Source organism: Streptomyces sp. NPDC050422, from assembly GCF_044458665.1.
In the GTDB taxonomy this organism is placed as follows: domain Bacteria; phylum Actinomycetota; class Actinomycetes; order Streptomycetales; family Streptomycetaceae; genus Streptomyces.
The window spans coordinates 16138-40081 of the sequence record NZ_JBITIE010000028.1 but is presented as its reverse complement, the minus strand read 5'-3'; the positions used below and the strand labels follow the sequence as shown (position 1 = coordinate 40081).

Genomic DNA, 23944 nt, shown 5'->3' with positions numbered 1-23944 from the left:
GTTCTCGGGTTCTGGCTCACTTTCCGTGGGGGGCTGACTGAGTGTGATGTCAATGGCTCCCCCCGGCCGTGAGCAAAGCACAGTCGGAGTCACGTGCCCACGGCGTCGCTGCGACACTGATCGCCGTTCTCTTGGTGGCGTCGCAACGGCAGAATATGGAAGTGGACTCTGACCTATACCCTGATCTGGCTGCTGCGGGCAGCCTGGCCGCAGCGCTGGAACAGCTGGCGGCCGAACTCGATGCCGATCTCACAGTGGTACCCGGCGATTGGGGCCCACTCGTTTCGGCGGGCATCGCCTCGTCGGTTCCTGAGCGTAAGCCGCTATCCGTTCACATCGGGGCGGAGAGCCGCTGGTTCGGTGTCTCCGGCTGGAGTCGCGGAGTCGAACTCATCACCGGAGCGACGCCCGACCTGGCGGATGTCGTCAGGGCCGGAGCGGCATGGGGGCAGGGCAGGAGCCTGCGGGAGCTGCGGACGGAGCTGTCGTTTGTCCGCTCCAGCAAGCGCGCCGAAGCTCACGAACGCGGGCCGGCCGCGGTGGTGGACCTGCAGTGGCGCACAATGCAGCAGCAGGCGTCCGAGGAACCGGATTTCACAGGGTTCGGCGAACTCGTGGAAGCGGCTCATGCAGAACCACGGCTGCGACAGCTCTACGTATTCTCCAGCCACTGGACGCTCGGCTTCAGCTCCTGCACGGGATACCCGTTCCGCGATGAGGTGGCCATCGTCCCGTCACACAGTGGCAGCCCATTCTGCGTGAAGAGGCATCCGCTCTCCGATGATGTTCTCGGCGAGGCCGCCACAGCCGAGGACGCCGTCGCCCTGGCGGTACGCCACCTCCCCACCGGTCTCGGTCCGGCCGTCGCGGGAACCGCCGAACGAGATGGATGACGAGCGCGAATCAAGTGACTGACCGTCACCAGTCCCGTGACCAGTTGGCTCCCCATCAGACGGCCGCGGACGGGGAAATCCAACTGGCCACCCCCAACGGTCGGACCTGGGGTTCGCGAGTAGAGCAGGACGCTTGCGGAAGAGGTGAAATCCGGCGCGGCCGAACACTCGCGCTGGGCGGCCTCCATCCGCAGTTTCCACTTGGTGTTCACGGCGTGGGGTCTTCTCCCGCGAGCTCGCCCAGCGTGCTGGTCACGGCACGTCGGTAGGCGTCCTCGATGAACGTGGCCGAGGGCCGGACGTATCTCATGGCCGAGCTGACAGTCCAGTGACCGAGCATCTGCTGGATGGCCACCAGGTCCACCCCTCGTTTCGTAGTCATGCATCGCGCACGCCCGCCGCAGGGCGTGCGTGCTGAACCGGTCGGCGGCCGGACGGCCTTCGAGTTCCATCAGACAACGCAGCCGGTTGCGGGCCGTTCCCTGCTGGAGGTGGCGGCCGCACTCGTCGGCGAACAGTGCGGGCGAGTCGGGGAACTTGCCGCGGACGTCGTCGAGGAACGAACACAGGCCAGGTCCAAGTGGTCGAGCAGGGGAACCCTCGCCAGCACCCGCGCACGAGCCGAAGATCCCGCCAAGGCCGGCTGAGCTCAGGGCGACCACACATACGGCGTCGTCGTGGTGACCGCGTGCAGTCCAAGGCGGGTGAGGATCGGGGCGCTGTCGGCTGAGGCGTCGACGTAGAGGTAAGGGACATCGCGGGCGGCAGCGAGTTGGGCTCGGTGGGCGACCATGGCCCTGTAGATGCCCTGCCCGCGCCATTCCTTGAGCGTTGAGCCGCCCCAGAGGCCGCCGAAGTCGATGCCGTCCTTGAACACCAGCCAGGCGGCGCAGACGACTTCGGTGCGTGCTTCGGCGACGAGGACGACGGTGTTCTCCGGGGCGATCTCGATCCGGGCGGCCAGGTCTCCGGCGAGCCAGCCCCAGTCCTCGCCCCAGACGACGCTCTCCATAGCGGCGATGCGCTGAAGGTCTGATCTGGCGCTGACACGGCGGAGGGTCACACCCTCGGGCAGGACGGGGTCTGCGGCAAGGTCTGCGGACTGCCCGATGAGCACGGTCTCACTGTCCTCGGCGACGAAGCCGGCCGCCGTGAGTCGGTCGGTGAGGTCCGCAGGGAGATCATGGGCACGAGTCTTCCATTCGACCGCTTCACCACGGGCAGCGTAGAAGTCACGCTGCCGCGCGATGAGCTTGTCGAGTTCTGCCCCGCACACACCGAGTTCGCGTGGGCCCGTGACGAAGCCGCGGTGCCACCCGACGACACGGGTCAACGGGCCGTCCTTTTCGATGCGTGCGCTGCCGCCAGGCGGGGTGACACCACGGAGTTGGGTGTCGTACGCGGTGCGGAGTTCGTTGATCAGAGTGTCCTTCACCCGAACACCGTATGGGCCGGGTCAAGTGATTAAACGCCGATCGAAACCGCGCGAACATCAGAACTGCACTCTCTCACTGCAGCTACCTGCCACGCCGGACAGCCGCGCTGCGGGCGACTGGACGGCCCCACGTTCGCATCCACACAGTCCGTCATTTCTTGGTTCTGGCACAGACCTTGGGGAGCCGTCTCGGAGCCCTGCTTTGATGTTCGATTGCGAAGGACTGGCTCGTGTGAGACGGCGTACGCCTTGACGTCTGATACCTGAAAGTGACGCTCTATCAGTTTCCTTTTGGCCGATGCCATAGCCGGATGTGGACAGTGAGTCTTCGCCATCTTCGAACATGCGGGTCGGAGGCTCTGGCGTGGTGCTCGCTCGGGACACTCATGCCGATCCGGGGCGGGAGTCTGCAGTCTTGGTCATCAGTCATGTCATCCGTCATGTCATTGGTCGAGGCTGAGCCGCTCGCGGCGGCGCGGCCCGAACGGCTCATCAGGGCCCAGCGTCATCTCCCGGTGCGGTACGTCTCGCGGCCCATGGCCGGCGACGGCGTCGACGAGGGGCCAGGTCTCCGTTGTATGTAGTGTGCGGAAATGACAAGAAGCGAGGGACTCGCGGACCAGTTGGACTGGTACTGGAGCAAGAACCTGCGGCCACGGCTGGAGGGTCTTTCCGACGAGGAGTACTTCTGGGAGCCGGTGCGCGGCTGCTGGAGCATTCGCCCAGGTGGCACGTCGGCCGCACCGATGTCGGAAGGTTCGGGGGAATGGACGATGGACTTCGCGTCCCCTGCCCCGGTGCCCGCGCCGGTGACCACGATTGCCTGGCGGCTGGCGCACATGATCGTCTCCTGCCTGGGCTATCGGGTCGGATGGTACTTCGGCGGCCAGGACGTCGAGTCCCAGGCATTCGCCTACGCGGGGACCGCTGACGAGGCGCTGAAACAGCTCGATGAGATGTATGGGAGATGGAACGCGGGGGTCCGCGAGCTCTCGGACGCCGACCTGGACAATCCGCCCACGGCGGGTCCCGAGCGGTTTCCCATGGAGAACAGGGTCCTGCACGTCAACAGGGAGCTGATCCACCACGGCGCCGAGATTTCTCTGCTGCGCGACCTCTACCGCTGGCAGGACGGAGCCGTACCAGGCCGAATATGACTGATCATCTGTGAGCGTGAGAGCTCGAGGTTCGAGAGGACCAGGAGAGCTCGCAGGAGGTCGGTGGCGCGAGCGGGGGCGGTGCGGAGTTCGGTGCGGATGCGCCAGGTCTTCAGGTGCGCGAAGCCGTGTTCGACGGGAGCTCGTTCGCGACCTCATTGATCTCCGTCATCCCGCGAGCCTGCGAACCCGTACGACCGCGCGACCTGGAAACGAACAGGCCGACCTTGCCCGCCGCCTGACGATCAAGAGCGCAGACTGCCGCCGACGATCTACCCGAGCATGCTCACAGACGATCACGCCACCCCGATGACCAGCGACTTCAAGATGGCGGGGCTTCAGTCATGTGCGGAGGGTACGAGGTGAGCCCCTATGTCGAGCCACCGGGTGTCGGCGGCGGCTGAATCCTGACCCGGTTTGGGCGGTCGAACTTTGACCCACCGGGTCTGGTTGCTGGTGTTCAGTCGGTGTCGTGTGTGGCGGTGGGGACGCGTCCGAGCTGGCGTCCGCGCATGCGGTAGGAATCGCCTTTGAGGGAGTGGACCTCGGCGTGGTGGACGAGGCGGTCGATCATGGCGGCTGCCACGGTCTCGTCGCCGAAGACCTCTCCCCAGCGTCCGAAGGGTTTGTTGCTCGTGACGATCACGCTCGCTCGTTCGTATCTGTTCGATATCAGCTGGAAGAACAGATTCGCGGCCTCGGCTTCGAAGGGGATGTAGCCGACCTCGTCGATGACGATCAGCGGGTAGCGGCTGAGTTTGGTGAGCTCGGCCTGGAGGTGTCCGGCGTGATGGGCGGCGGCCAGGCGGTCGACCCATTCGGCGGCGGTGGCGAATGCGACGCGGTGGCCGGCCTGGCAGGCGCGGACCGCCAGTCCGATCGCCAGGTGTGTCTTCCCGGTTCCCGGCGGTCCCAGGAAAACGGTGTTCTCCTTCGCGGCGATGAAGTCCAACGTGCCCAGATGTGCGAGCTGTTGGCGAGTTATGCCGCGCAGATGGGTGACGTCGAGTTCCTCGATCGTTTTCATCGCGGGGAAGCGGGCAGACCGGATGCGGGCCTCGCCCCCGTGGGACTCGCGGGCGGAGACCTCCCGCTGGAGGCAGGCGACCAGGAACTCGGTGTGTGTCCAGGTCTCCTTCAAGGCCCGTTCGGCCAGGCGCTCGGCGGCGTCCAGCAGCGCGGGGGCTTTCATCGCCCGGGTCAGGAAGGTCAGGTCGGCTGCGGTCTGGCGGCCGGTTTGGGGCTTGTCGGGGCTGGCCTTGGTGGTGGTGGGCGGCATCAGGATGCCTCCGGCTCGTCGTGTCCGCCGCCGCCCTCGATGAGGGTGAACATGCGGTCGTAGGAGTCGAGTTGTCGTTGTTCGACCTCGACGAGGTCAGCCGCGGTGGCGGCGCCTGCCTGGCGGGCAGCCAGGGCCCGGGAGGCTTGGTGGTGGCGGTAGTTGCCCCGCAGGAGGGCCGCGGCTCGGGCATGGACGGGATCGGTGATCGTCTGCTGTTTGGCCCAGCAGCGCGAGTGGCGGGCGACTTCCGCTCCGCCGGGGGTGAGGGTGACGATGACCTCGTCGGTGTCGGTGCGGACCTGGACTTTCTTGCTTTCGCTACGTCGAGGTCGAGTACAACCGCAGCCGGCTCCGTCGGCACCCTGACTACGGGTACGTCACCCCGCTCGAAACGAGAGCCTTGCTCAGACAGAACCTCGCCCCGGCAGCGTAGACACCCGCTGTCCAGCTCGCGGGGGGAACTTCAGTCAGGTCCTGGGCGCCGCCCTGGCACTTCCGGCCCTACGACGCCAACACCCGAGTGGTCGCTGTCTTGTGCGCGTGAACCCATCGCACCCTGGGATGCGATGGGCTCACGCGCACAAGGCTCTGCCTTCCCGGGGACATCACTGCTCCGGCGCAGTCTCCTGACGCTGGGTAGCCTGGAGGCTGCCGAGCAGGGAGAGCGCCTGGGCGCCGGGGCTTCCCGGTGCGGCGTGGTAGATCACCAACTGCTGGCCCGGCGCGCCGCGGACGTCGAAGGTCTGGTAAGTGAGATCGAGGTGACCGACGTCGGGGTGGAGGAGCTCCTTGTCGGCACGGGTCTTGCCGTGGACGGTGTGCGAGGACCACAGGGCGGCGAACTCCTCGCTCTCCTCGGTCAGAGATTCGACGAGGTCGTGCAGGCGCCGGTAGTGCGGGTCCAGACCCGTGGCGTGGCGCAGTCCGGCCACGACCGCCTCCGCCGCCCGGCCCCACTGGGTGAAGAAGCTCCGGGCGGCCGGATCGAGGAAGGTCATGCGGGCCATGTTGTCCATGTCCTCGAACGGCGAGAACAGGGCGTCGGCCAGCGCGTTCGACGCCAGGAAGTCGTTGGCAGGGTTCAGGACGAACGCAGCGGCGGTCGAGTATCCGTCCAGCAACTGGCGCAGCGCAGGACTCACACTCTCTCGCGGCTGCGGCCGCTCGCCGTCCGGCGCGGTGCCCGCCAGCCGGAACAGGTGCTCCCGCGCTTGGTCGTCCATCCGCAGCGCGCTGCGGATCGCCTCAAGGATCTGCGGCGAAGGGCTGCGCTCACGCCCCTGCTCCAGACGGGCGTAGTAGTCGCTGTTCATGCCGGCCAGCACCGCGACCTCCTCCCGCCGCAGCCCCGCCACCCGGCGCGCACCGTAGGAGGCGAGCCCGACATCGTCGGGTCGCAGGCGGGCGCGGTGAGCGCGCAGGAAATGTCCGAGATCGTTGCTGGTCACCCCTTCAGGCTAAGCCACACCTCACGCCGCGTGCCTGGGTGCACCGTACCCAGGCACGACTCGCCCTGGCTCCCTTCCTCCAGCCCGTCCAGGCTGGCGATCAACGCCGCGAACGACAAGGAGCACCTGGTGAGCAACCGGTCGAGCCCGCCGAACGCAGCCGCCGGGCGGGGGGCCGGTGACGTGGACGTGGTCGGGATGTGGGTGACCGCGGACGGGCACATCCGCCAGGAACTACTGCCCGACGGCCGCTACGACGAGGCCCGCGGCACCCGTCCCAGTGCTTACACCGGCCGCTACACCGTCACCGGCAACCACCTCGACTACGTCGACGACACCGGCTTCACCGCCACCGGCGACATCCGCGACGGCGTGCTCTTCCACGAGCACCTCGTCCTCTACAGGGAGCAGCAGGCATGACACCCCCGTCCAAAACGGTCCTGATCACCGGCGTCAGCAGCGGCCTCGGCCGCGCTTTCGCCACCACTGCCCTGGACGCCGGCCACACCGTCGTCGGCACCGTCCGCAAGGATGCCGACGCGACTGCCTTCACCGCCCTGCACCAGGAGCGTGCCCACGCCCGCATCCTGGACGTGACCGACGACGACGCCGTCATCACCACCATCGCCGAGACCGAGAAGACCGTTGGGTCCATCGACGTGCTGATCGCGAACGCCGGCTACGGCCTGGAAGGGACCTTCGAGGAAACGCCTCTGGCCGACCTGCGCGCCCAGTTCGACGTCAACGTCTTCGGCGCGGCGGCAACCGTCCAGGCCGTCCTACCGTTCATGCGCGCACGGCGCCGCGGGCACGTCCTGGCCGTCACCTCCATGGGCGGGCTTGCCTCCTTCCCCGGCGTCTCCGGCTATTGCGGCAGCAAGTACGCGCTGGAAGGCATCCTCGAAGCCATCGGTAAGGAAGTCGCCGGCTTCGGCATTCACGTCACCGCCATCGAGCCGGGCTCCTTCCGCACCGACTGGGCGGGCCGCTCCATGGTCCGTGCACCACGATCCATCCCCGACTACGACGACTTGTTCGAACCCATCCGCGCCGCCCGCCAGGCCGCCAGCGGCAACCAGCTCGGCAACCCCACCAAGGCAGCCACCGCCCTCCTGCGCATCCTCGACACACCCAACCCGCCGGCCCACCTCGTCCTCGGATCCGACGCCCTGCGCCTGGTCCGTGCCGGACGCGCGGCGGTCGAGAGCGACCTCGACACCTGGGAAGACCTCACCCTGTCCACCGACCACACCCCCGCCGACGAGGCTTCGTAGGTCACCCGCACACCCCAGGTCCCGGCATTCGAGACGACGCGCAGGAGGAAGACGGGCAGGCCGCGGCGGCGGTGCCGTCGGCCTCTCCCGTACCGGGCGGCGCGGCCGGGCTGTAGGCGCGTGAAGACGCCCCTTGGTAGCTCGGAGGTGCGAACCGAACCGAGCAGTTCCCGGAGGCCCTGTTGTCGCAGTTCTACGTGTCCGCGCCCGCATTGTTCAACTCGGCTGCTCCATCGTGAGATTGTCTCGCGCACGTGTACGGAAACACGGCTAATGCCGCATCACACAACGTTCGCCCTGTCTATGTCTGAGGGTGTCAGCTCGTGCTGAGTGGTTCGGTTTCCTCAGTGTCGAGCTGATGATCGGCCCAGATATAGCTTTCGGGAAGCAGATCGGAGATGGACACGGTCCGGAGCCGTTCGCCGGCCCCGACGATGACCTTCAGGGCCGGGAAGTAGTCGAGAAGGACCTGGCGGCACCGTCCACACGGGGGAACGACTCCCCGGTCGCCGTCGCCCACGGCGACGATCGTGTCCAGCTCGTAGGCGCCTTGGGCAGCGGCTGTGCCGAGGAGAACCAGCTCGGCGCAGGGGCCGCCCGTGAAGTGGTAGACGTTCGCTGCTGTGATGATCCGGCCGTCCTGGGCACGGGCTGCGGCCGCCATGGTGTGGTTGTTGCCCCGGCAGCGAGTGCGTGCGACGTGGGCTGCGGCCTGGATGAGTTCGTGGTCGACGTGGCGGGTCTGCGTGGTCATCTTCTCTGCCTTCATGAGGTGTCAGGCGACGTTGACCCGCTTGACGATGGTGCGCAAGCGAATATCGGCGGTGTGCCTGTTCCGCCAGAGCTGCCGATCATGCCGCCCTGTTCTTTGTAGCCGGCGTGGTCGGTGCCGTCGAGGGTGAAGTAGCGCAGGGCGGTGAACTGGGCCTCGATGCGGTTGAGCCAAGAACCGTTGGTCCGGGTGTAGGCCATCTAGACGTTGTTCGCCGCAGCCCAGTCGCCGACGCGCTGGCACCTTCTTCGTGGTCAGGTGCGGGGAGAAGTTGTCACTGCCGATCGCGATCCGCACGGTCGTCGCAGTTCAGAGCCGGTTCACGAGCTCTTGCGGTCGGTAAAGTCGACGAACTCCACAACCTCAACACCGCCACACGCGCAGGCGCAGGCGCCGAAGCCTCCGATACCCTCAAGTCCTTCTCCGAACGCACCCCGGCCGCCTTCGTCTCGCCGGAATCAGCCCGGACCGCACCGGACTGCTCTCCGGCGCGCGCGGAGAACAGATCGCCTGCAGGTTCGGCATGGTCCGCACCAGCCCACGCAGCGGTGACGCTCCGTGGTGCAGAGGCGGTTCAGAACCCGCCCCCGGCCCGGCCGCCGCGTCGCCGCGTCGCCGCCAGTAATGTCCCGTCGTATGGACAACGTTGAACTGGGCGATGCCGTAACGGACTTCGCAGATCTCGTCGGTCACGTCGAGGAGACCGGCGAGCGGGTGTGTGTCGTCGACGGCGGCGAGCCGACGAGTGTGCTCCTCCCCGCGGCGGAACTCGCCGAGCTGGAACACTTTGCCCAACGGGCCCACGACGGAGCGCGACACCGGCCCAGATCCGGATCGGGGCAGGGGCACCCGTTCGGCCCCGACCCGCAGGGCCCGTACATCCGGTACGTGCACGCTGACGGGGGGCGGATGACCTTCGTGCGGGACCGGGTGGTCGTGGCGGAGCTGAGGTCCGTGGCGGAGCTCGCCTGGCTGGAGGACAGGGCGCGCACGGCCCGCCAGGGCTACATGCCCCCGAAGCAGGCGGCCGCGTTCGAGGAGTTCCTCGCCCGCCAGGGCCCGGTGGGCGACGGCGTGGCGTGGATCGCCGGCAGTTGGCGGTGCCAAGAGCCCTTCACGGAACTCGTGTTCATCAAGGGGCTGACCGCCGAGGACGTCGCCCTCGCCTACGGGGCCGACGCGCAGGACATCGCCGACGGGCTGCTGCTCCACCAGGTCGAGGAGCGGGACGCACGGGAGGGCACCGACGACCTCACCCGCGTGCTGGCCTTCGGGGAGGAGAACGGCTGGACGTGGCTGGGCTACCACGACTTCGACCATGCCTTCTCGCGCTCCCTCGACCCGCCTCCCGAGCAGCAGATCACGCTCGGCGCGACCATGGCCAAGGCCGTTTACGCCTTCAGCTACTTCGAGGACGGGGTGTACCAGAACCCCTTCCCGATCGAGGACGGCGCCGAAGACCGGCGGGACATGTACGAGCTCATCTGGTACGCCCCGGGGGAGGCGCCGTTCGCCCCGGAAGCGCCACTGTCCTTCCTCAACCTGCACCTCCGCATCGCGGAGAAGGCAGGCAACTGGACGGACAACATCGCGCTGTTCCTCGAAGGACTGGAACGGGCCTTCGGCCTCGCCCTGCCCCGGAACGCAGTCACCTCCGGTAACGTACTCTGCGCCCGTCCGGCCCGCCGCTGAAACGGGGGCGCGAGGGCGCACTGCCGGGCCCGCCGGGACGCCTCACCACGAACCGTCAGATGACGATGCGCTGGTCTGGTGAGGTGCCACGTTGATTGAGAACGCTGCCCCTCATTGTTCTCGGCCGACATGGTTTTCGCGGAATCGTGCCGCCGGACAGGACAGCTGACTCAGCCGTTCTTCTCTTCGGCGAAGCTGCCCATGGTCTCCCTCGGACGGCGCCGGGGCTCCCCTCGGGCGTTCTACAGAACAGCAGGGCTGTCCGCGCTTGAGGATCACACGGGCCGCGCCCCGGCCGGCCACTCCCCGGTGTGGACGAAACGCTCGATGTCGGCTTCGTACGGTGCGGGGTCAAGCCCCCGCGCATGAACCCAGGACGGGTTGAGGTGGGTGTTCAGGTACGGGCCGGCGGTATCGCCGATGAGGGTGACGATGCTGCCCCGTACCCCCGCTTCACGCATCCGTGCCACCAGGTGGCACGTTCCCCAGAAGTTGGTGCCGGTCGCCGGTCCGGCTTCGATCCCGGCAGCCGTACGGAGCCACCGCAGGGCCGCAATGGACGCCGCGTCCGGTACCGGAATCATCAGGTCGATCACCGTCGGCAGGAATCCGGGTTCGGTTCGTGGACGGCCGATGCCGGGTATCCGCGAGGGCATCCCCGTGGTGTAGTCGCCACACCCGCTCACCCACGCCGGAAAGTAGGCGGAGTTCTCCGGATCAACCACGGCCAGCCGAGTCGGATGGCCGTGTCGCCGCAGGTGGCGTCCGACCGCCGCAGAGGTCGCTCCTGTTCCGGCACCGGTGACGATCCACTGCGGAATCGGGTGCTGCTCCCGGCTCAACTGAACAAAGATCTCGTCGGCGACCGTTGGCTCACCACACACGGCCATCGCCCGCTCCGCGTCTGTGAAGTGGTCAAGGAAGTGGCCGCCGAACTGCTCGGCCAACGCTCTCGCCTCCTCTTGCGCCGCGGCCGGCGGCTGCTCCGCAATCTGCCACCGCCCGCCCTCTCCTGAAATTCTGGCCAGGACTTCAGGAGGGGTCCTGGCCGGCACGACGGCTGTGAAGTCCAGGCTCAGCAGGCTCGCGAAGTGGGCTCCGGCGATGGCAACCGGTCCGCTCGTAGCCGCGATCACCGGCGTATCAGCCTTGATGGCGCCGCTGGCGATCGCCTCGCAGAACATGGCCCGCACCAGGCGGTACTTCATGCTGCCGGTGGGGTGCGCGGACTCATCCTTGAGGTAGACCTGGATGTCCCGGATCGCGGCAAGCGGAAGCCGACGCAGAGGCGTCGGCGCCACCTGCGGGCCGTCTGCCCCTACCCGTCGGATCGCTGCGGCGGCCCACGCGTTGGAGTGCTCCTCAGTCATGACCAGACACTACTGGCACCATCTCGAACGCGATCCCAGTCGCTGCCTGAGCACACCGCGGTGAGAACCCGCCAACACCGATGAGACCGGGCCGTTCGGGTCTGGGCCTGTGGCGGACTTCGCGCCGACGGCGACGGCGGCCACGAAGGCCAGCGCGGGCATGGCGAGGGTGATGTGGCGGTGCCAGGATGTCCAGTGGCGAACCTGGCCGTGGTCCAGGCCGGCCTGACCCCTTGCGGCTTGGAAGCACTCTGCGGTGCACCACGGTGATCCCTTCTGGGACACGGTCAGGACGGCGTCCTCGCCGTACTCGCGGTAGCCGTTGTCGCCGCGGCCGGGCACCAGCAGGCCCTGAGCCTCGTAGTACCGCAGTTGGTGCGGATTGACCCCGGTCTGCCGACTCAACTCCCCGATCAGAACGCGCATTCCCCCTTGACCTTCATACCGGTGTGAACGTTGACGATTGTGCCGGCGATCAGAGAAGGAGCACATGATGCACACCGGCTCACCTGTCACCGTTCTGGGCCTTGGGCTGATGGGCGGCGCCCTCGCCAGGGCGTTCCTGCGCACGGGACACCCGACGACCGTGTGGAACCGCACACCGTCCAAGGCCGACGACCTCGTGGCTCGGGGCGCGACGCGCGCGGGTCCCCCGGGGTCGCGATAGCGGCCGCCCCGCTCGTGGTGGTCTGCGTATCGGACTACGACGCCGTGGTGGAAATCCTCGACGGGCTGCTCGACGATCGGGTCGTGGTGAACCTGACCTCGGGCACGCCCTCGCGCGCCAGGAAGCTCGCCGAGGAGGTGGTGCGCCGCGGCGGCGGTTACCTCGACGGCGGGGTCATGGCCGTCCCGGAGGCGGTCGGCACGGCTGACGCGGTGCTCGCCTACAGCGGGCCGCGACCGGTGTACGAAGCCCAGGAGTCCTGCCTGGGCAGTCTCGGTACGGGCCTCTACCTCGGTGATGACCCCGGACTGTCGGCCACACACGAGATGGCCACGCTTGTCCTCATGTGGAGCATGCTCGACGGCTTCCTCAACGGAACCGCGATCCTCGGCTCGGCCGGTGTGTCCGCCACGGCGTACCTCCCCGTCGCACGAACCGCGATCGACATGGTGACAGGCTGGCTTCCGAGCTACGCGCGGCAGGCCGACGACGGCGTCTACCCGGCCGACGACGGCACCGTGGACACCCATCTGACGGCGATGACACAGGTGGTCGAGGAGAGCGAGGTACTCGGCCTCAACTCCGAACTGCCAAGGCTCTTCATGGCCCTGGCGGAGCTAGCGGCAGCCGCCGGCCACGGCAGCAGCGGATACGTGGCGCTGGTGGAACAGTTCCGCAAGCAATGAGTCTCGCGCAGCGGCCGGGTCCTGACCCGGGTCAGCCCTGCACTGTCGGCTTGCTGCCCGTACACGCCGAGCTCCTTCACCTGCGCGCCAGGTCCGTGCGCCGTCATGGTGCGCTGCCCGGCGGCTGTGATCCCCGCGCCCGCACCGACCGGGTGCGCAAGCACCTGGCCGACCGTCAACAGGTGCACGGCGAACCGGGGAACGTTGATCAAAATCGCTTGATGAGGTGGCTGGTCGGCGTCGGCTGCGTGTGGCCGGGCGTGGTTGTCATGGTGCAGCCTCACCTCAGAGCCGCGCGGCGTTCGGTCACTGGGTCTCTGACGCAGTCCGTGCGCCAGGAAGCTGCAGAGAGCAGGCCGTCGCGATGCTGGCGGCCACCTGAGCAGGCTGTGTGTCAGCCGATGGGGCAGCGCTGAGTGTCGGGCACCGGCGGCATCCAGTGCACCGCGTTCCGGCGGAAGGAAGCGTTGACCGGCGTGAGGTCCGCGCCGCTGGCATCGTCGAGGGCCGGAACGTTGATGCCGATCTCGGGGACATCGCAGTCGACCGCCGCGACTCGGCTCCCGCAGGTGGGGCAGAAGCCGCGCTTGGCCTTGCCCGGGAACGTTTCGAACCAGGTCGGCTCACCGCCCTCGCCCGTCCACGTGACCCGCTCGAAGCCGGCCCACCACATCGCCGGGGCCCCACCGAGCATCTGGCAATGGTCGCAGTGGCATGTGTGCGGGTAGACCGCCGGGCCCGTGGCGGTGAAACGGATCCGGCCGCACAGGCATCCGCCAGTACGCTCTTCGGTTGCCTCAGCGGGGGAAGCGTTCATCAGGTGGTCTCCACTGCTGTGAGGTCGAGTTGAGCACACCAGTCTGGCATCCCCTGCTCGCCACAGCGGGTAGCAAATCACCCCTCCCATCGGCAGGCTCTTGATCTCCTCGACGCGACCGGGGACTTCGGACATGCCGTGCGGTTCGTGGCCCATTTGTCCGCCGATCCACAGGCTGCCGAGGACCTCGCGCAGGACACGTTTCTGCGCGCGCTACGCACACTCCACCGCTTCGAGGGGCGCTCCTCGGCCCGTACCTGGCTTCTCGCCATCGCCCGCCGCGCCGTCATCGACGACTTCCGCAGGGCCGCCGCGCGCCCTCTGCTCGCCGACACCCATGACTGGCGTACGACCGTGGAACGCGCCCAGCCGACCGGACTGCCCGGCTTCGAGGAAGGCGTGGCGCTCCAGGAACTCCTGGCCGCTCTCCCCTACGACCGCCGGCAGGCTTTCGTCCTCACCCAGTTGCTCGGACTCTCCTACGCGGAGGCCGTCGTGCGGGCTGCCTGACGCACGCTGCAGGGTGAGGGCCCCTGGCCGCCATGGCAGCGCGTTGTAGTCCCCACCCGCGTTCGGAGACTTGCCCTGGTAGAGGAGCTGCAGGTTGCAGGGGTCGATGGTCATGGTCTGGTCGGGGTTGTCGCGGACCAGGTCACCGTGGCTGATGTCGTTGGTCCAGTTGGCACCACTGTTGGCCCTGCCCGCGAAGGGATTGCTCTCGCTGGCGGCCTGCGGGGTCCACGAGCCGTTGAGGCTGGAGGCCGTGAAGGAGCGGAAGTAGCGCCCGTTCGCGCCCATCGCCTCGACGATCATGAGGTACTGGTTCTGCCCCTGGACCTTGTAGACCTGCACGGCCTCGAAGAGGTTGGCCTTCGTGTCGCTCATGATTGTCGTGTACGAGGAGCCGAAGTTGCCCGGGAAGTTCCCGATCGGCATGCTCGCCCGGTAGATCTTGCCGTTGTCACCGGCGAAGAACAGGTACATGTTCTGACCATCGGCGATCAGGGTCTGGTCGATCGGGCCGGTGTCGGAACCGGAGATGGTCCCGGTGAACAGCGGCTGCGGAGAGGACCAGCCGTTCGCGTTGGTCGGATCGCTCGACGTGCGGTACACGAAGGCCGCCGAACCCCACTGGTAGGCCAGCACCCAGATGTTCTTGGGCGCGAAGTAGAACAGTGTGGGCGCCACCGCGGCCTGGCTCATCGTGTTCTGGCCGGCCGACGCCATGTCCGACCAGTTCGTGAAGGGGCTGAACACCATCGAGCCGTACGACGACCCCGACGAGGTCGACCCGTAGACCAGGCGCTTGCCGTTGTGCGTCACCGTGGTGAAGTCCTTCAGCGCGACCCAGCCGCTCTTCGGCTGCGCCAGGACACCCGTCGAGGACCAGCGGTACGTCGACGGAAGAGAACATGTGCCGTCCGTCGGCGGCGTCCCGGTCAGGCCGGTCCACTTCTGATTGCTGCCACCATTGCACGTGCCCAGCTGCACTGCCGTGCCGTTGGCCGTACCGGCGCCCGCGGCCTCCAGGCACAGCCCGGACTCCACACCACGGACCGTGCCGTCGGAGTTCGCCCGCCACTGCTGGTTCGCACCGCCGGAACAGCTCCAGATCTGCAGCCGGCTACCAGCTGTGGTGGCGTGCCCCGGAACATCCAGGCACTTGTTTCCGTATACGGTCAGCTGGTCGGCGTCCGTCAGCGTCCACTGCTGGTTCGTTCCGTTCCAGCAGTCGTATAACTGCAGGTACGTGCCGTCGGCCTGGACGGCGCCCGGCACGTCGAGACACCGGCCCGATCCGGCACCGCGCAACGCGCCACTGGCAGCCGCCTGGGCCGGGGCGGCGACGAGCATGGCCGCCAACGCGGCCAGGGCCGCAACCACGGCGGCGAGTGCCGCGGACGAATGTCTGCGGCTGAAACTTCTCCTGTGCATGGGGACTTCCTCAAGCTTGAGACGGTTCCGGCTGACCTCGTCGAGGCTGCCCGGACTGTCGGGCGGTGCGGGACGTGGCGCCGGCGGGTGAGCGCGGCGGCATAGCGGCCTTCCGAAGTGGGCCACAGCCCAAGATTGGCAGGATCATGACATTTCAGTAGGTGCGACTCCTCGCGTCTCAGCATTCATGCGGCACGACCCGGAGTCACCCAACCGCGCGAGCGGCGGACTCGACATGTTCGAAATGCCGACCAAGGATCGAAGTGTCGGTCAACCTGAATGATAGGGAGCCCAACAACGGCGTCAATACCTTTCGCACGTATCGCCAGCGATACCGAAACATTTTCAGGAACGCCACCGCCAAACCCCTCTTCCGACCTGCCGGAAGCCACCTACCTCTCACCTCGCCAAGCCGAGACAGCGACCGGGAAGAACTCCAGAGGTGCGCGATACAGCTCATCGACCCAGCGGTTCGCACGAAGACGGGGCACCACTCCCCGACCTAACGAAGTTCGAAAGTTTCGAACCCTCGACAGAAACTTCTGCGTCGTGAGTATTGACGCTGCTTCGTCACTACCTCAATCATTCCTGTCTGAGAAGCCGACCACAGCTCGATACGCCGAACGACACCAGCCTTGGGCCGCCCGTGCCCCGCGGCAGTTCCACGCATGACTGCTACAGATCCCCCATCTCTGCACCTGCGCCGCCCAGTTCCGTTCCGTTCCGCTCCGGTGAGGTTCGCACCAGCGCATCCTGCTTCTTCCTGCAGTTGGAGAGGCGCAGGAGGCCGCATGGCGGCCCCCGGCTGAGCCGCGATGGAGTAACCGTGCCTGCGTCGAAGATCGTCCCGTCCCATGACCGCGATTCCGGTGAATCTGCGCTGCCGGGAACCGGCCCGCCCCCTCCGTCCATCCGGCGAACGGGGCGGATAACCCGATCCCCCGCATTTCGGTCCTTTCGCAATAGCCATCTTGGAGGCACAGCCATGGGCTCGTATCCCCTTCCCAGACCCGCTGCACGCCGGAAGGTTCGCGGCCTGCTGCCTACGCTGGTCGTCGGCGTCCTTGCAGCGGTGACCGCGCTCGTCGCGCCGCCGACCGCGCACGCCGCCGAGAGCACGCTCGGCGCCGCATCGGCGCAGAGCGGCCGCTACTTCGGCACCGCAATCGCCTCGGGCAGGCTGAGCGACTCGACGTACACGACGATCGCAAGCCGTGAGTTCAACATGGTGACGGCCGAGAACGAGATGAAGATCGACGCCACCGAACCGCAGCGGGGCCAGTTCAACTTCACCTCCGCCGACCGCGTCTACAACTGGGCGGCGCAGAACGGCAAGCAGGTGCGCGGCCACACCCTGGCCTGGCACTCCCAGCAGCCCGGCTGGATGCAGAGCCTCAGCGGCAGCACACTGCGCCAGGCAATGACCGACCACATCAACGGTGTCATGGGGCACTACAAGGGCAAGATCGCCCAGTGGGACGTGGTGAACGAGGCCTTCGCCGACGGCAGTTCGGGGGCCCGGCGCGACTCCAATCTGCAGCGGAGCGGCAACGACTGGATCGAGGTCGCCTTCCGCGCCGCGCGTGCCGCGGACCCTGCGGCCAAGCTCTGCTACAACGACTACAACGTCGAGGACTGGACCTGGGCCAAGACCCAGGCCATGTACTCCATGGTCCGGGACTTCAAGCAGCGCGGCGTGCCGATCGACTGCGTCGGCTTCCAGTCGCACTTCAACAGCGGCAGCCCCTACAACAGCAACTTCCGCACCACCCTGCAGAACTTCGCCGCCCTGGGCGTCGACGTGGCCATCACCGAACTCGACATCCAGGGCGCCCCGGCCTCGACCTACGCCAATGTGACCAAGGACTGCCTGGCGGTCCCGCGCTGCCTCGGCATCACGGTCTGGGGCGTACGCGACACCGACTCCTGGCGATCTGAGCAGACGCCGCTGCTGTTCAGCGGCGACGGCAGCAAGAAGCCCGCTTACACCGCCGTCCTCGACGCGCTCAACGGCGGCACCACCACCACTCCCCCTGTCGATTCCGGACAGATCAAGGGCACCGGTTCGGGCCGCTGCCTGGACGTGCCGAACGCCGGCACCACCGACGGCACCCAGCTCCAGCTGTGGGACTGTCACAGCAACTCCAACCAGCAGTGGGCTTACACCGAAGCAGGCGAGCTCAGGGTCTACGGCGACAAATGCCTGGACGTCGCCGGCACCGGCAACGGCGCCAAGGTCCAGATCTACAGCTGCTGGGGCGGCGACAACCAGAAATGGCGCCTCAACTCCGACGGATCCATCGTCGGAGTCCAGTCCGGCCTCTGCCTCGACGCCGCCGGCACCGCCAACGGAACCCCCATCCAGATCTACTCCTGCTCGAATGGCAGTAACCAGCGCTGGACCCGCACCTGAGGGGACCTGTCACAGACGAAGGAGCGAAACAATGACGGCCTCCGGTACGGCTTCTTTCGCCCCTCCAGGAAGACATCGCTGATGGTCCCGGGTCGCCGCCGCAATGGCGACCCGGGACCGGCATGCACCGCCGCCTCGCATCAACTGCCGGACTCCTCGGAACGCCGCGGATCGGCGGCCCGGGCGGGGCGAGCGCCGGGGGCTCCCAGAACAGCCACCGCGCTCGACGCGCTCCCGAAGTCCGCCCAGGTCCGCCGGCGGGACGTGACCGCACCCCACTTGGTCAGCGCCGCATCAGGTACGGCGTCTCCCGGCGGCACGGGCCCAATGGCCTGATCTGCCCTGTCCCTCTCTGCTTGACTCTGAACAGGGCGGGGAATGCGTTGGCCGAGGGAAGATCACTTCGGGGGGGGAGCCGCGTCATTGCTTCTGGCCACCGGCCTGTTCGCGAGCGTGCCGTCGCCGGCGGCCATGTCTGCCGAGGCACCGGCGGGTACGCCCCCGGTCCGTACGATCTCGTACAACGTCTGCGGGGCGTATGCGGGGCGTATGCGGCGAAGTGTCAGAGCGACATGTCACTGACCGCCTGGGCCGACGGCCTGCAGGGTCACATCACCGACTGGGACACCGATGTGGTGATGCGTCAGGAGGTGTGCAAGGGCCAGTACGACCGGCTTCGGCAGGCGTTGCCCGTCTACGCGGGCGTGTGGACGAGTACGCAGACCTCAGACGGCTGCTCCAAGTGGGGTGACGACAGATCGTTCGGCCAGGCGCCTTTGCTCAAGGCCCCGCAAAGCGAGGTGACCCGGGATGTCGGCGGAGCTGACCCCGCCCGGTTTCACCGTGGAGAAGCGCTCGGTGGTCTGTGCCAAGGCCCCGGTCGACGGGCGCGCGGTCCTGGCCTGTAGTACACGCCTTCGGCGCGACGACGCCACGAAGAATGACACTCCAGCACTGTTGGAGCGGATCGAGACCTGGGCAAACGGCCTGCCGGTCGTCCTGGCCGGCGACTTCTGGGCCGGTTCCTGCGTCCGTCGTCCCCGTGGAGGGCTTGCTCCAGCCACCCTCACCCAGTGCCGCAGGGTCTCCGGGTTGATCCCCAGATCGGCGGCGACCGACCTGATCGTCGCTTCCGGCCGCCACTCCTACAGCGCGACCGCCTCCGCCTTGAACTCCGGCGGATAGTTCTTCATGACCACGAGATGTCCGTTCTCAGATCCTCAGGATCCAGTGTCTCGTGTGTCCAACATCAGAGGTCAAGGCCCACCTGACGGTTCGCCCGCATCGAATCCCGGCCCCGGTCCGGAGTGTGACGCCTGGGCTGTTCTCGGACCTGCCGCGCAACAATTGCTGGACCATCGCCGAATGTGGTCGACGAGACCGGCGACGTGAAGAAGAGCACCGCCACGGTCTGCGTCCAGCACCACTGCACCGACCTGGGCTGCGGGCCCGATCGGGAACGCCCCAGTCACCGTCCACCTGGTCTGCGCCGGTCAGCGCGGGCACGCCGCCCGATCTCCTTGTCATTCCCAGCCTCATGCCGGCCCAACAGGGGGTGGTACGGTCCTGCCCAATATAGGTTCATCAGTATTCCGAACCATCATGTAGTCCGGTGTGAGGGTGGGGGCGCCCGGTTGCATTGCGACCTGAACAGGGCTGAAGTCTCCCGTTTGAGTAAGGCTCCACGACCGTCGCGGCCATCCGGCAGCCCCAGGGCGTGGACGGACCAGACGACCGGGATGGTTCAGTCTTTCCCTGGAAGGGTTCAGAAGTGACCGCTTCACAACAAAGCGAGAGCAGTCCCCCCAAGGCCACGTCCCGAGACCGGCTGGACAAGGGGGTTCTCCTTGTAGCCGGCGTGATCGTGCTTGGCGGGATCATGTCGATCCTCGACATCACGGTGGTGTCGGTCGGACTGCAGACGTTCCAGAAGGAGTTCCACGCGACCTCGGCCCAAGTGGCCTGGACGATGACGGGTTACACCCTGGCGCTGGCAAGCGTCATCCCGCTCACCGGCTGGGCGGCCGACAGGTTCGGTACCAAACGTCTCTACCTCCTTGCGATCGTCCTGTTCGCCGCCGGTTCCGCACTGTGCGCTGCTGCCACCTCACTTGAGATGCTCGTGACGTTCCGCGTCCTCCAGGGCCTCGGCGGCGGCATGTTGATGCCTCTGGGCATGACGATCCTGACGCGTGCAGCAGGCCCTGAGCGAGTCGGCCGGGTAATGGCAGTGCTCGGTATCCCGATGCTGCTCGGCCCGATCTTCGGTCCCATCCTCGGTGGCTGGCTGATCGACGCCGCCTCCTGGCACTGGATCTTCCTGATCAACGTACCGATTGGTGCGATCGCGCTGGCCTATGCCGCAATCGTCCTTCCGAAGGACCGTGTGCAGCCGTCCGAGACCTTTGACTGGCTGGGCATGATCATGCTCTCGCCGGGGCTGGCGACTTTCCTGTACGGCGTCTCGTCCATACCCGAGACGGGAACGGTCTGGGCTGCCAAAGTGCTCGTTCCCGCAGGCATAGGGCTGGTTCTCATCATCGCGTTCGTGCCGTGGGCCCTGCATCGGCGCAACATTCACCCGCTGGTCGACCTGCGCCTGTTCCTCAATCGGGACATGAGCATCTCGGTGATCGCGATGTCTCTGTTCGCCGTCGCGTTCTTCGGCGCCAGCCTGCTGTTCCCGCTCTACTTCCAGCAGGTGCGCGGCGAGTCGGCGCTGGACTCCGGGCTTCTCCTCGCACCTCAGGGTGTGGGGGCGATGATCACGATGCCGATCGCCGGCATGCTCGCCGACCGCATCGGACCCGGCAAGATCGTGTTGACCGGCATCGCGGTGATCACAGTGGGCATGGGTATGTTCACGCAGTTGGCCTCCGACACGTCCTACACCTACATCATCACCGCGCTCTTCGTGATGGGCCTCGGAATGGGCGCCTCGATGATGCCGATCATGGCATCCGCGCTGGCCACTCTCACGGACCACAACGTCGCCCGTGGCTCGACGCTGATGAACATCGTCCAGCAGGTCGCGGCCTCGATCGGCACCGCCCTTTTCTCGGTGCTCCTCACCAACGGCCTGAAGGACGTCAACGCGACCTCGCCCACCGAGGTGCAGACACAGATGGGTGACGCGTTCGCCTCCGTGTTCCTGGTAGCGACCATCCTGATCGCCTTCTGTCTGGCCCCCGCCGCCCTCCTGCCTCGCAGGAAGGTCAAGGACGCAGACCCCACGGTGCTGATGGGCCACTGAGCAGGCGGCGGATCGGCGACATCGACGCCGGTCTGTCCTTGTCCACGCAGATCGGGTCATGTGGTGGTTCCCGCATGCCGAAGAGGGCTGTACGGGGACGACCAAGGTGGGTGGCGGCCGGCTGAGGAGCCGGGCGCCCCCGCCCCGGCGTCCCGCCGGTGGAGAACGGACCTGGTCGCCCGGTCGCCCGGTCGCCTGGTCAGCGTCGTACAGCACCGTCCCCGAAGTAGCGGGCGAGACAACGCCCCGTGACTTGAAGTACACCGTTCTCCACCTCCAGGCCACGACCAGGATCTCGCTCGCCCACCCCCCGGGCGGCTACGTCCACGGGATCCGGGAACGCCGCCGGTCCAGGTGCCTGATCACGGGCGTGGCCGTCGCGCCGTGCAGGAGCACCGAGGTCAGTCCGCCTCTGAACCGGCCAAGCAGGGCTTCCCGCAGTCGGAGCCCGTGATATCGCCGGACGCGTCGCCGTGCTTCCCGTCGGCGTCGTTTCCGTCGCCCTGCCCGTTCTGTTCTGTTCCTGCCGGTCGCCCCCTTTTGCGGGTTCCGTTCCCCCCACAGGGACGGATCCCAGGTTCGATCACGACTTCACACAAGCCTTGTGTCGTCGGTGGTACGACCAGGTCACCGCCGCCAGGAGCGGGCCCCACAGCAGGAGTGGGGCGTAGGTGGCGACGAAAAGGGCTTCGCCGGCCGAGATGCCGGGGTCCGGGCTGGGAGAGGTCAGCAGTCCGCCGAAGAAGAGGATCCACCACAGGACGGTTACCGCGAGGGCTCCCAGCGAAGCGGCGAGGACCGCGAGTCTGCGGTTGACCGGGCGCCCTCCGAGGAACGGAATCCAGCGCGGCACCACTTCCCCCAGGGCCGTACCAGGCCCAGCGTGAGGCACGAGGCGGCCTCGGCGACCGCGCCGATCAGCAGTACGTAAGCCAGGCCGATCAGCGGGGAGTTGTCAGGGAATGCGGCGAGGAACTCCTCACGCTCCATCACCCCGACCGGCACCCCGAGCACGAGCGCGACGCGCCACACCCCGGAGGGGACGGTCGACCAGGCCGCGACACGGGCGGCACGCACCGCCCAGCGCGGGGGCGGCGGGGCCGGCGGCGGCACGCGGGATTCGGGCGGGGCAGGATCCGTCGTCGTCATGACCCGAATCTCTCGCACCGCGCGATGCGGCACGTCGTACCGCGTGATGAAGCACCTCCGCCGCACGGGGGAACTCCCCGACCCAGCACAGCAGCGGAACACGCCCATTGATCACGACATCACACAGGCCCTTCAAGGGCTGTCCCGCTTTCAAGCGGGACAGCTGAAGCGCGGTCCGAGCGCCCCGTCATACTCGCCGTGGGACGATCACTGGCGTGCACCTGGTCGAGAGGGAAGGTGGGGGCATCCGAACCTGCATCAGATCGTGTGCTTGGTCTTGTTGCCTCGTCCGGACGCACATCTTCGCACTCGCCACCCGGCTGGTCAGTGGTCCCGTGCCGGGAGCCGTGCGAGATCGGTGTCGTGCATGATGCGGTCGACGGTGTCCGCCAGGACGCTGCCGGCGTCGATGACGGTCTCGATGCCGCCGGGCAGCAGATCGAGCGGCCGGTACCACTCGCGCAGCCGCCTCTCGCCGACCTCGTCCGCGATGGGTTTGGTCGCGTGCCTGGCCAGGGTCTCCGGGAAGGGGACGTCCAGGTAGTAGCAGTGGGTGTGCCCGCGATGGTCGGCGCGCAGCTGCTGAAGCATCTGCCCGTAGTGGTCCGCGTACAGAATTCCTTCGAGGACGACGTGATACCCGGCATCGAGGCTGAAGCGGGCGACCGTATCGATGAGCCTGATATTCGCGCCGCCAGGAAGGTCGTGCTCGCGCAGGACGACCCGGCGAAGGTTGTCCTGGCCAACCAGGGCCAGCCCGCGGCCGAAGCGCTCACGGACGCCGGCTGCGACCGAGGACTTGCCCGAGGCACTGTTCCCACGCAGAACAACGAGCCTGGTCTCTGTGGCGCCCACCATCATCCACTCCACGATACCGGCGGACACTGCCCCGTCAACGAACCTCGGCCGGGTTGCAACGCGGTGGTGCCAGACGCGCGCCAGCAGCCCTTCCTGGCGTATCCGCAGCTCATGGGTGCCATGCGTGGGGTGTTGCGCCTGCTGTCTCACCGCACCGGGGCACCCCCCATGCAGTCAGTGGCGGAGTAGCCGCCGCCGGGGCATGGCCCTCATGTCGTTGCTGCGGTGGGCCGCTCAAGGATTTCTCCTGCAAGTCGTTCTCTCACTACGGTTGCCTCATGACTGATGACGGCGTGGTCGCAGATGAAGCGATCCGTGCAGCGTGGGACTCGTACCGAGTCCTGGAGAAGCGCACTTCCGCAGAAGAACGCCAGCAGGCGCAGCAGCGGGTCCAGGCTGCGATGGACGCCTACGGGCCTGACGAGGTCTCCCGGGGAACGGTCTTTCTGGTGGGTGTGCTGACCGGATACCTGATTGTCGAGCAGAACGGCAGAGAAGACCGCCTGGATCCCCTCAGCGATCTGATCCCCGCTGTGGTCCGCAAGCTTCCCAGCTTCGAGATGGCTGACCCGGCTCAGGTGCCGATGGTCACCGGTGTCCTCATGGCCGCGGCAATGGGTATGGACACAGTGGCGTGGCGCAATCAGTTCGGACCGATCCCGCCGGCGGAAGCACTGGTGCACAGCTTCGTGCTGTGGTTGCTCGCTGATCTCTTCGACTCCATGGCAGACCGGACCAGTACCATCGACCAGCTGATGCGGGCAACCTTCGACTCCATGACCGTTGAACCCGGCTGACGTGCGGACGGGGCCCACGCCGAACGTCTTAGGTTCCCGGGCGCGT

At 67.3% G+C, this 23944-nt stretch carries 18 protein-coding genes and 6 pseudogenes; 11 read left to right on the top strand and 13 right to left on the bottom strand.

What is annotated here, in order from left to right; genetic code table 11:
- Positions 1 to 68: 68 nt before the first annotated feature.
- Complete coding sequence (locus ACIBJG_RS34075; RefSeq protein ID WP_399313561.1) at positions 69 to 893, top strand: DUF6193 family natural product biosynthesis protein; 825 nt, start codon at positions 69 to 71, stop codon at positions 891 to 893.
- 208 nt (positions 894 to 1101) lie between these two features.
- Here ACIBJG_RS34075 and ACIBJG_RS34070 read toward each other — a convergent pair whose 3' ends face one another.
- Both ACIBJG_RS34070 and ACIBJG_RS34065 read right to left on the bottom strand, forming a co-directional pair.
- Complete coding sequence (locus ACIBJG_RS34070) at positions 1102 to 1275, bottom strand: hypothetical protein (RefSeq protein WP_399313560.1); 174 nt, start codon at positions 1273 to 1275, stop codon at positions 1102 to 1104.
- A 267-nt stretch (positions 1276 to 1542) separates the two neighbouring features.
- Positions 1543 to 2328 (bottom strand): GNAT family N-acetyltransferase, encoded by a 786-nt coding sequence (locus tag ACIBJG_RS34065; RefSeq protein WP_399313558.1) that lies wholly within the window; start codon positions 2326 to 2328, stop codon positions 1543 to 1545.
- Positions 2329 to 2921: 593 nt separating this feature from the next.
- On the opposite strand from ACIBJG_RS34065, the gene ACIBJG_RS34060 reads away from it, so the two are divergent.
- The gene (locus tag ACIBJG_RS34060) at positions 2922 to 3485 is read left to right on the top strand and encodes a DinB family protein (RefSeq protein ID WP_399313556.1); all 564 of its coding nucleotides are present in this window, start codon (positions 2922 to 2924) and stop codon (positions 3483 to 3485) included.
- A gap of 460 nt (positions 3486 to 3945) precedes the next feature.
- On the opposite strand, the gene istB is transcribed toward ACIBJG_RS34060, so the two are convergent.
- From istB to ACIBJG_RS34045, 3 genes and pseudogenes are all read right to left on the bottom strand, one after another.
- The gene (gene istB, locus ACIBJG_RS34055; RefSeq protein WP_399313554.1) at positions 3946 to 4764 is read right to left on the bottom strand and encodes an IS21-like element helper ATPase IstB; all 819 of its coding nucleotides are present in this window, start codon (positions 4762 to 4764) and stop codon (positions 3946 to 3948) included.
- Positions 4764 to 5069 (bottom strand): annotated as a pseudogene (locus tag ACIBJG_RS34050) (IS21 family transposase); the annotation flags it as partial. The pseudogene ACIBJG_RS34050 and the gene istB, both read right to left, overlap by 1 nt.
- A 303-nt stretch (positions 5070 to 5372) precedes the next feature.
- Positions 5373 to 6215: a helix-turn-helix transcriptional regulator gene (locus ACIBJG_RS34045; protein ID WP_399313552.1), complete on the bottom strand. Its 843-nt coding sequence runs from the start codon at positions 6213 to 6215 to the stop codon at positions 5373 to 5375.
- A gap of 198 nt (positions 6216 to 6413) precedes the next feature.
- Between ACIBJG_RS34045 and ACIBJG_RS34040 the strand changes: the two genes are divergently transcribed.
- On the top strand, positions 6414 to 6635 hold the full coding sequence (locus ACIBJG_RS34040) for an Atu4866 domain-containing protein (protein ID WP_399313622.1): 222 nt from the start codon (positions 6414 to 6416) through the stop codon (positions 6633 to 6635).
- Positions 6632 to 7489: an oxidoreductase gene (locus ACIBJG_RS34035; RefSeq protein ID WP_399313549.1), complete on the top strand. Its 858-nt coding sequence runs from the start codon at positions 6632 to 6634 to the stop codon at positions 7487 to 7489. The genes ACIBJG_RS34040 and ACIBJG_RS34035 overlap by 4 nt, the downstream gene beginning before the upstream one ends.
- Positions 7490 to 7805: 316 nt before the next feature.
- Here the strand turns inward: ACIBJG_RS34035 and ACIBJG_RS34030 are convergent, their stop codons facing one another.
- Both ACIBJG_RS34030 and ACIBJG_RS34025 read right to left on the bottom strand, forming a co-directional pair.
- A complete protein-coding gene (locus ACIBJG_RS34030; RefSeq protein ID WP_399313547.1) occupies positions 7806 to 8243 on the bottom strand; it encodes a cytidine deaminase family protein in 438 nt (145 codons plus the stop codon).
- A gap of 21 nt (positions 8244 to 8264) precedes the next feature.
- Positions 8265 to 8558: pseudogene (locus ACIBJG_RS34025) on the bottom strand (IS630 family transposase); the annotation flags it as partial.
- A gap of 339 nt (positions 8559 to 8897) precedes the next feature.
- Between ACIBJG_RS34025 and ACIBJG_RS34020 the strand changes: the two are divergent.
- The gene (locus tag ACIBJG_RS34020; protein ID WP_399313545.1) at positions 8898 to 9953 is read left to right on the top strand and encodes a prevent-host-death family protein; all 1056 of its coding nucleotides are present in this window, start codon (positions 8898 to 8900) and stop codon (positions 9951 to 9953) included.
- 275 nt (positions 9954 to 10228) lie between these two features.
- Here the strand turns inward: ACIBJG_RS34020 and ACIBJG_RS34015 are convergent, their stop codons facing one another.
- Both ACIBJG_RS34015 and ACIBJG_RS34010 read right to left on the bottom strand, forming a co-directional pair.
- Positions 10229 to 11323 (bottom strand): PLP-dependent cysteine synthase family protein, encoded by a 1095-nt coding sequence (locus ACIBJG_RS34015; protein ID WP_399313543.1) that lies wholly within the window; start codon positions 11321 to 11323, stop codon positions 10229 to 10231.
- 9 nt (positions 11324 to 11332) lie between these two features.
- The gene (locus ACIBJG_RS34010; protein ID WP_399313542.1) at positions 11333 to 11749 is read right to left on the bottom strand and encodes a MerR family DNA-binding transcriptional regulator; all 417 of its coding nucleotides are present in this window, start codon (positions 11747 to 11749) and stop codon (positions 11333 to 11335) included.
- A 39-nt stretch (positions 11750 to 11788) separates the two neighbouring features.
- Here ACIBJG_RS34010 and ACIBJG_RS34005 point away from each other — a divergent pair.
- Positions 11789 to 12676, top strand: a pseudogene (locus ACIBJG_RS34005) (NAD(P)-dependent oxidoreductase); the annotation flags it as partial.
- A 394-nt stretch (positions 12677 to 13070) separates the two neighbouring features.
- On the opposite strand, the gene ACIBJG_RS34000 reads toward ACIBJG_RS34005, so the two are convergent.
- Positions 13071 to 13370: a GFA family protein gene (locus ACIBJG_RS34000; protein WP_399313541.1), complete on the bottom strand. Its 300-nt coding sequence runs from the start codon at positions 13368 to 13370 to the stop codon at positions 13071 to 13073.
- A gap of 171 nt (positions 13371 to 13541) precedes the next feature.
- On the opposite strand from ACIBJG_RS34000, the pseudogene ACIBJG_RS33995 reads away from it, so the two are divergent.
- Positions 13542 to 13985, top strand: a pseudogene (locus tag ACIBJG_RS33995) (sigma-70 family RNA polymerase sigma factor); the annotation flags it as partial.
- Positions 13986 to 14006: 21 nt separating this feature from the next.
- Here the strand turns inward: ACIBJG_RS33995 and ACIBJG_RS33990 are convergent.
- Positions 14007 to 15428: pseudogene (locus tag ACIBJG_RS33990) on the bottom strand (non-reducing end alpha-L-arabinofuranosidase family hydrolase); the annotation flags it as partial.
- Between the two features lie 985 nt (positions 15429 to 16413).
- On the opposite strand from ACIBJG_RS33990, the gene ACIBJG_RS33985 reads away from it, so the two are divergent.
- The 3 genes from ACIBJG_RS33985 (at position 16414) to ACIBJG_RS33975 (ending at position 21094) form a co-directional block, all read left to right on the top strand.
- Positions 16414 to 17841: an endo-1,4-beta-xylanase gene (locus ACIBJG_RS33985; RefSeq protein ID WP_399313539.1), complete on the top strand. Its 1428-nt coding sequence runs from the start codon at positions 16414 to 16416 to the stop codon at positions 17839 to 17841.
- 810 nt (positions 17842 to 18651) lie between these two features.
- The gene (locus ACIBJG_RS33980; protein WP_399313537.1) at positions 18652 to 19026 is read left to right on the top strand and encodes a hypothetical protein; all 375 of its coding nucleotides are present in this window, start codon (positions 18652 to 18654) and stop codon (positions 19024 to 19026) included.
- Positions 19027 to 19612: 586 nt separating this feature from the next.
- A complete protein-coding gene (locus tag ACIBJG_RS33975) occupies positions 19613 to 21094 on the top strand; it encodes a DHA2 family efflux MFS transporter permease subunit (protein ID WP_399313535.1) in 1482 nt (493 codons plus the stop codon).
- Between the two features lie 583 nt (positions 21095 to 21677).
- Here the strand turns inward: ACIBJG_RS33975 and ACIBJG_RS33970 are convergent.
- Positions 21678 to 22243, bottom strand: a pseudogene (locus tag ACIBJG_RS33970) (hypothetical protein).
- A gap of 324 nt (positions 22244 to 22567) precedes the next feature.
- Positions 22568 to 23101 (bottom strand): kinase, encoded by a 534-nt coding sequence (locus ACIBJG_RS33965; RefSeq protein ID WP_399313621.1) that lies wholly within the window; start codon positions 23099 to 23101, stop codon positions 22568 to 22570.
- Positions 23102 to 23379: 278 nt separating this feature from the next.
- Here ACIBJG_RS33965 and ACIBJG_RS33960 point away from each other — a divergent pair, with 278 nt between their 5' ends.
- Positions 23380 to 23898, top strand: coding sequence for a hypothetical protein (locus ACIBJG_RS33960; protein ID WP_399313533.1), 519 nt, complete (start codon positions 23380 to 23382; stop codon positions 23896 to 23898).
- Positions 23899 to 23944: the final 46 nt, after the last annotated feature.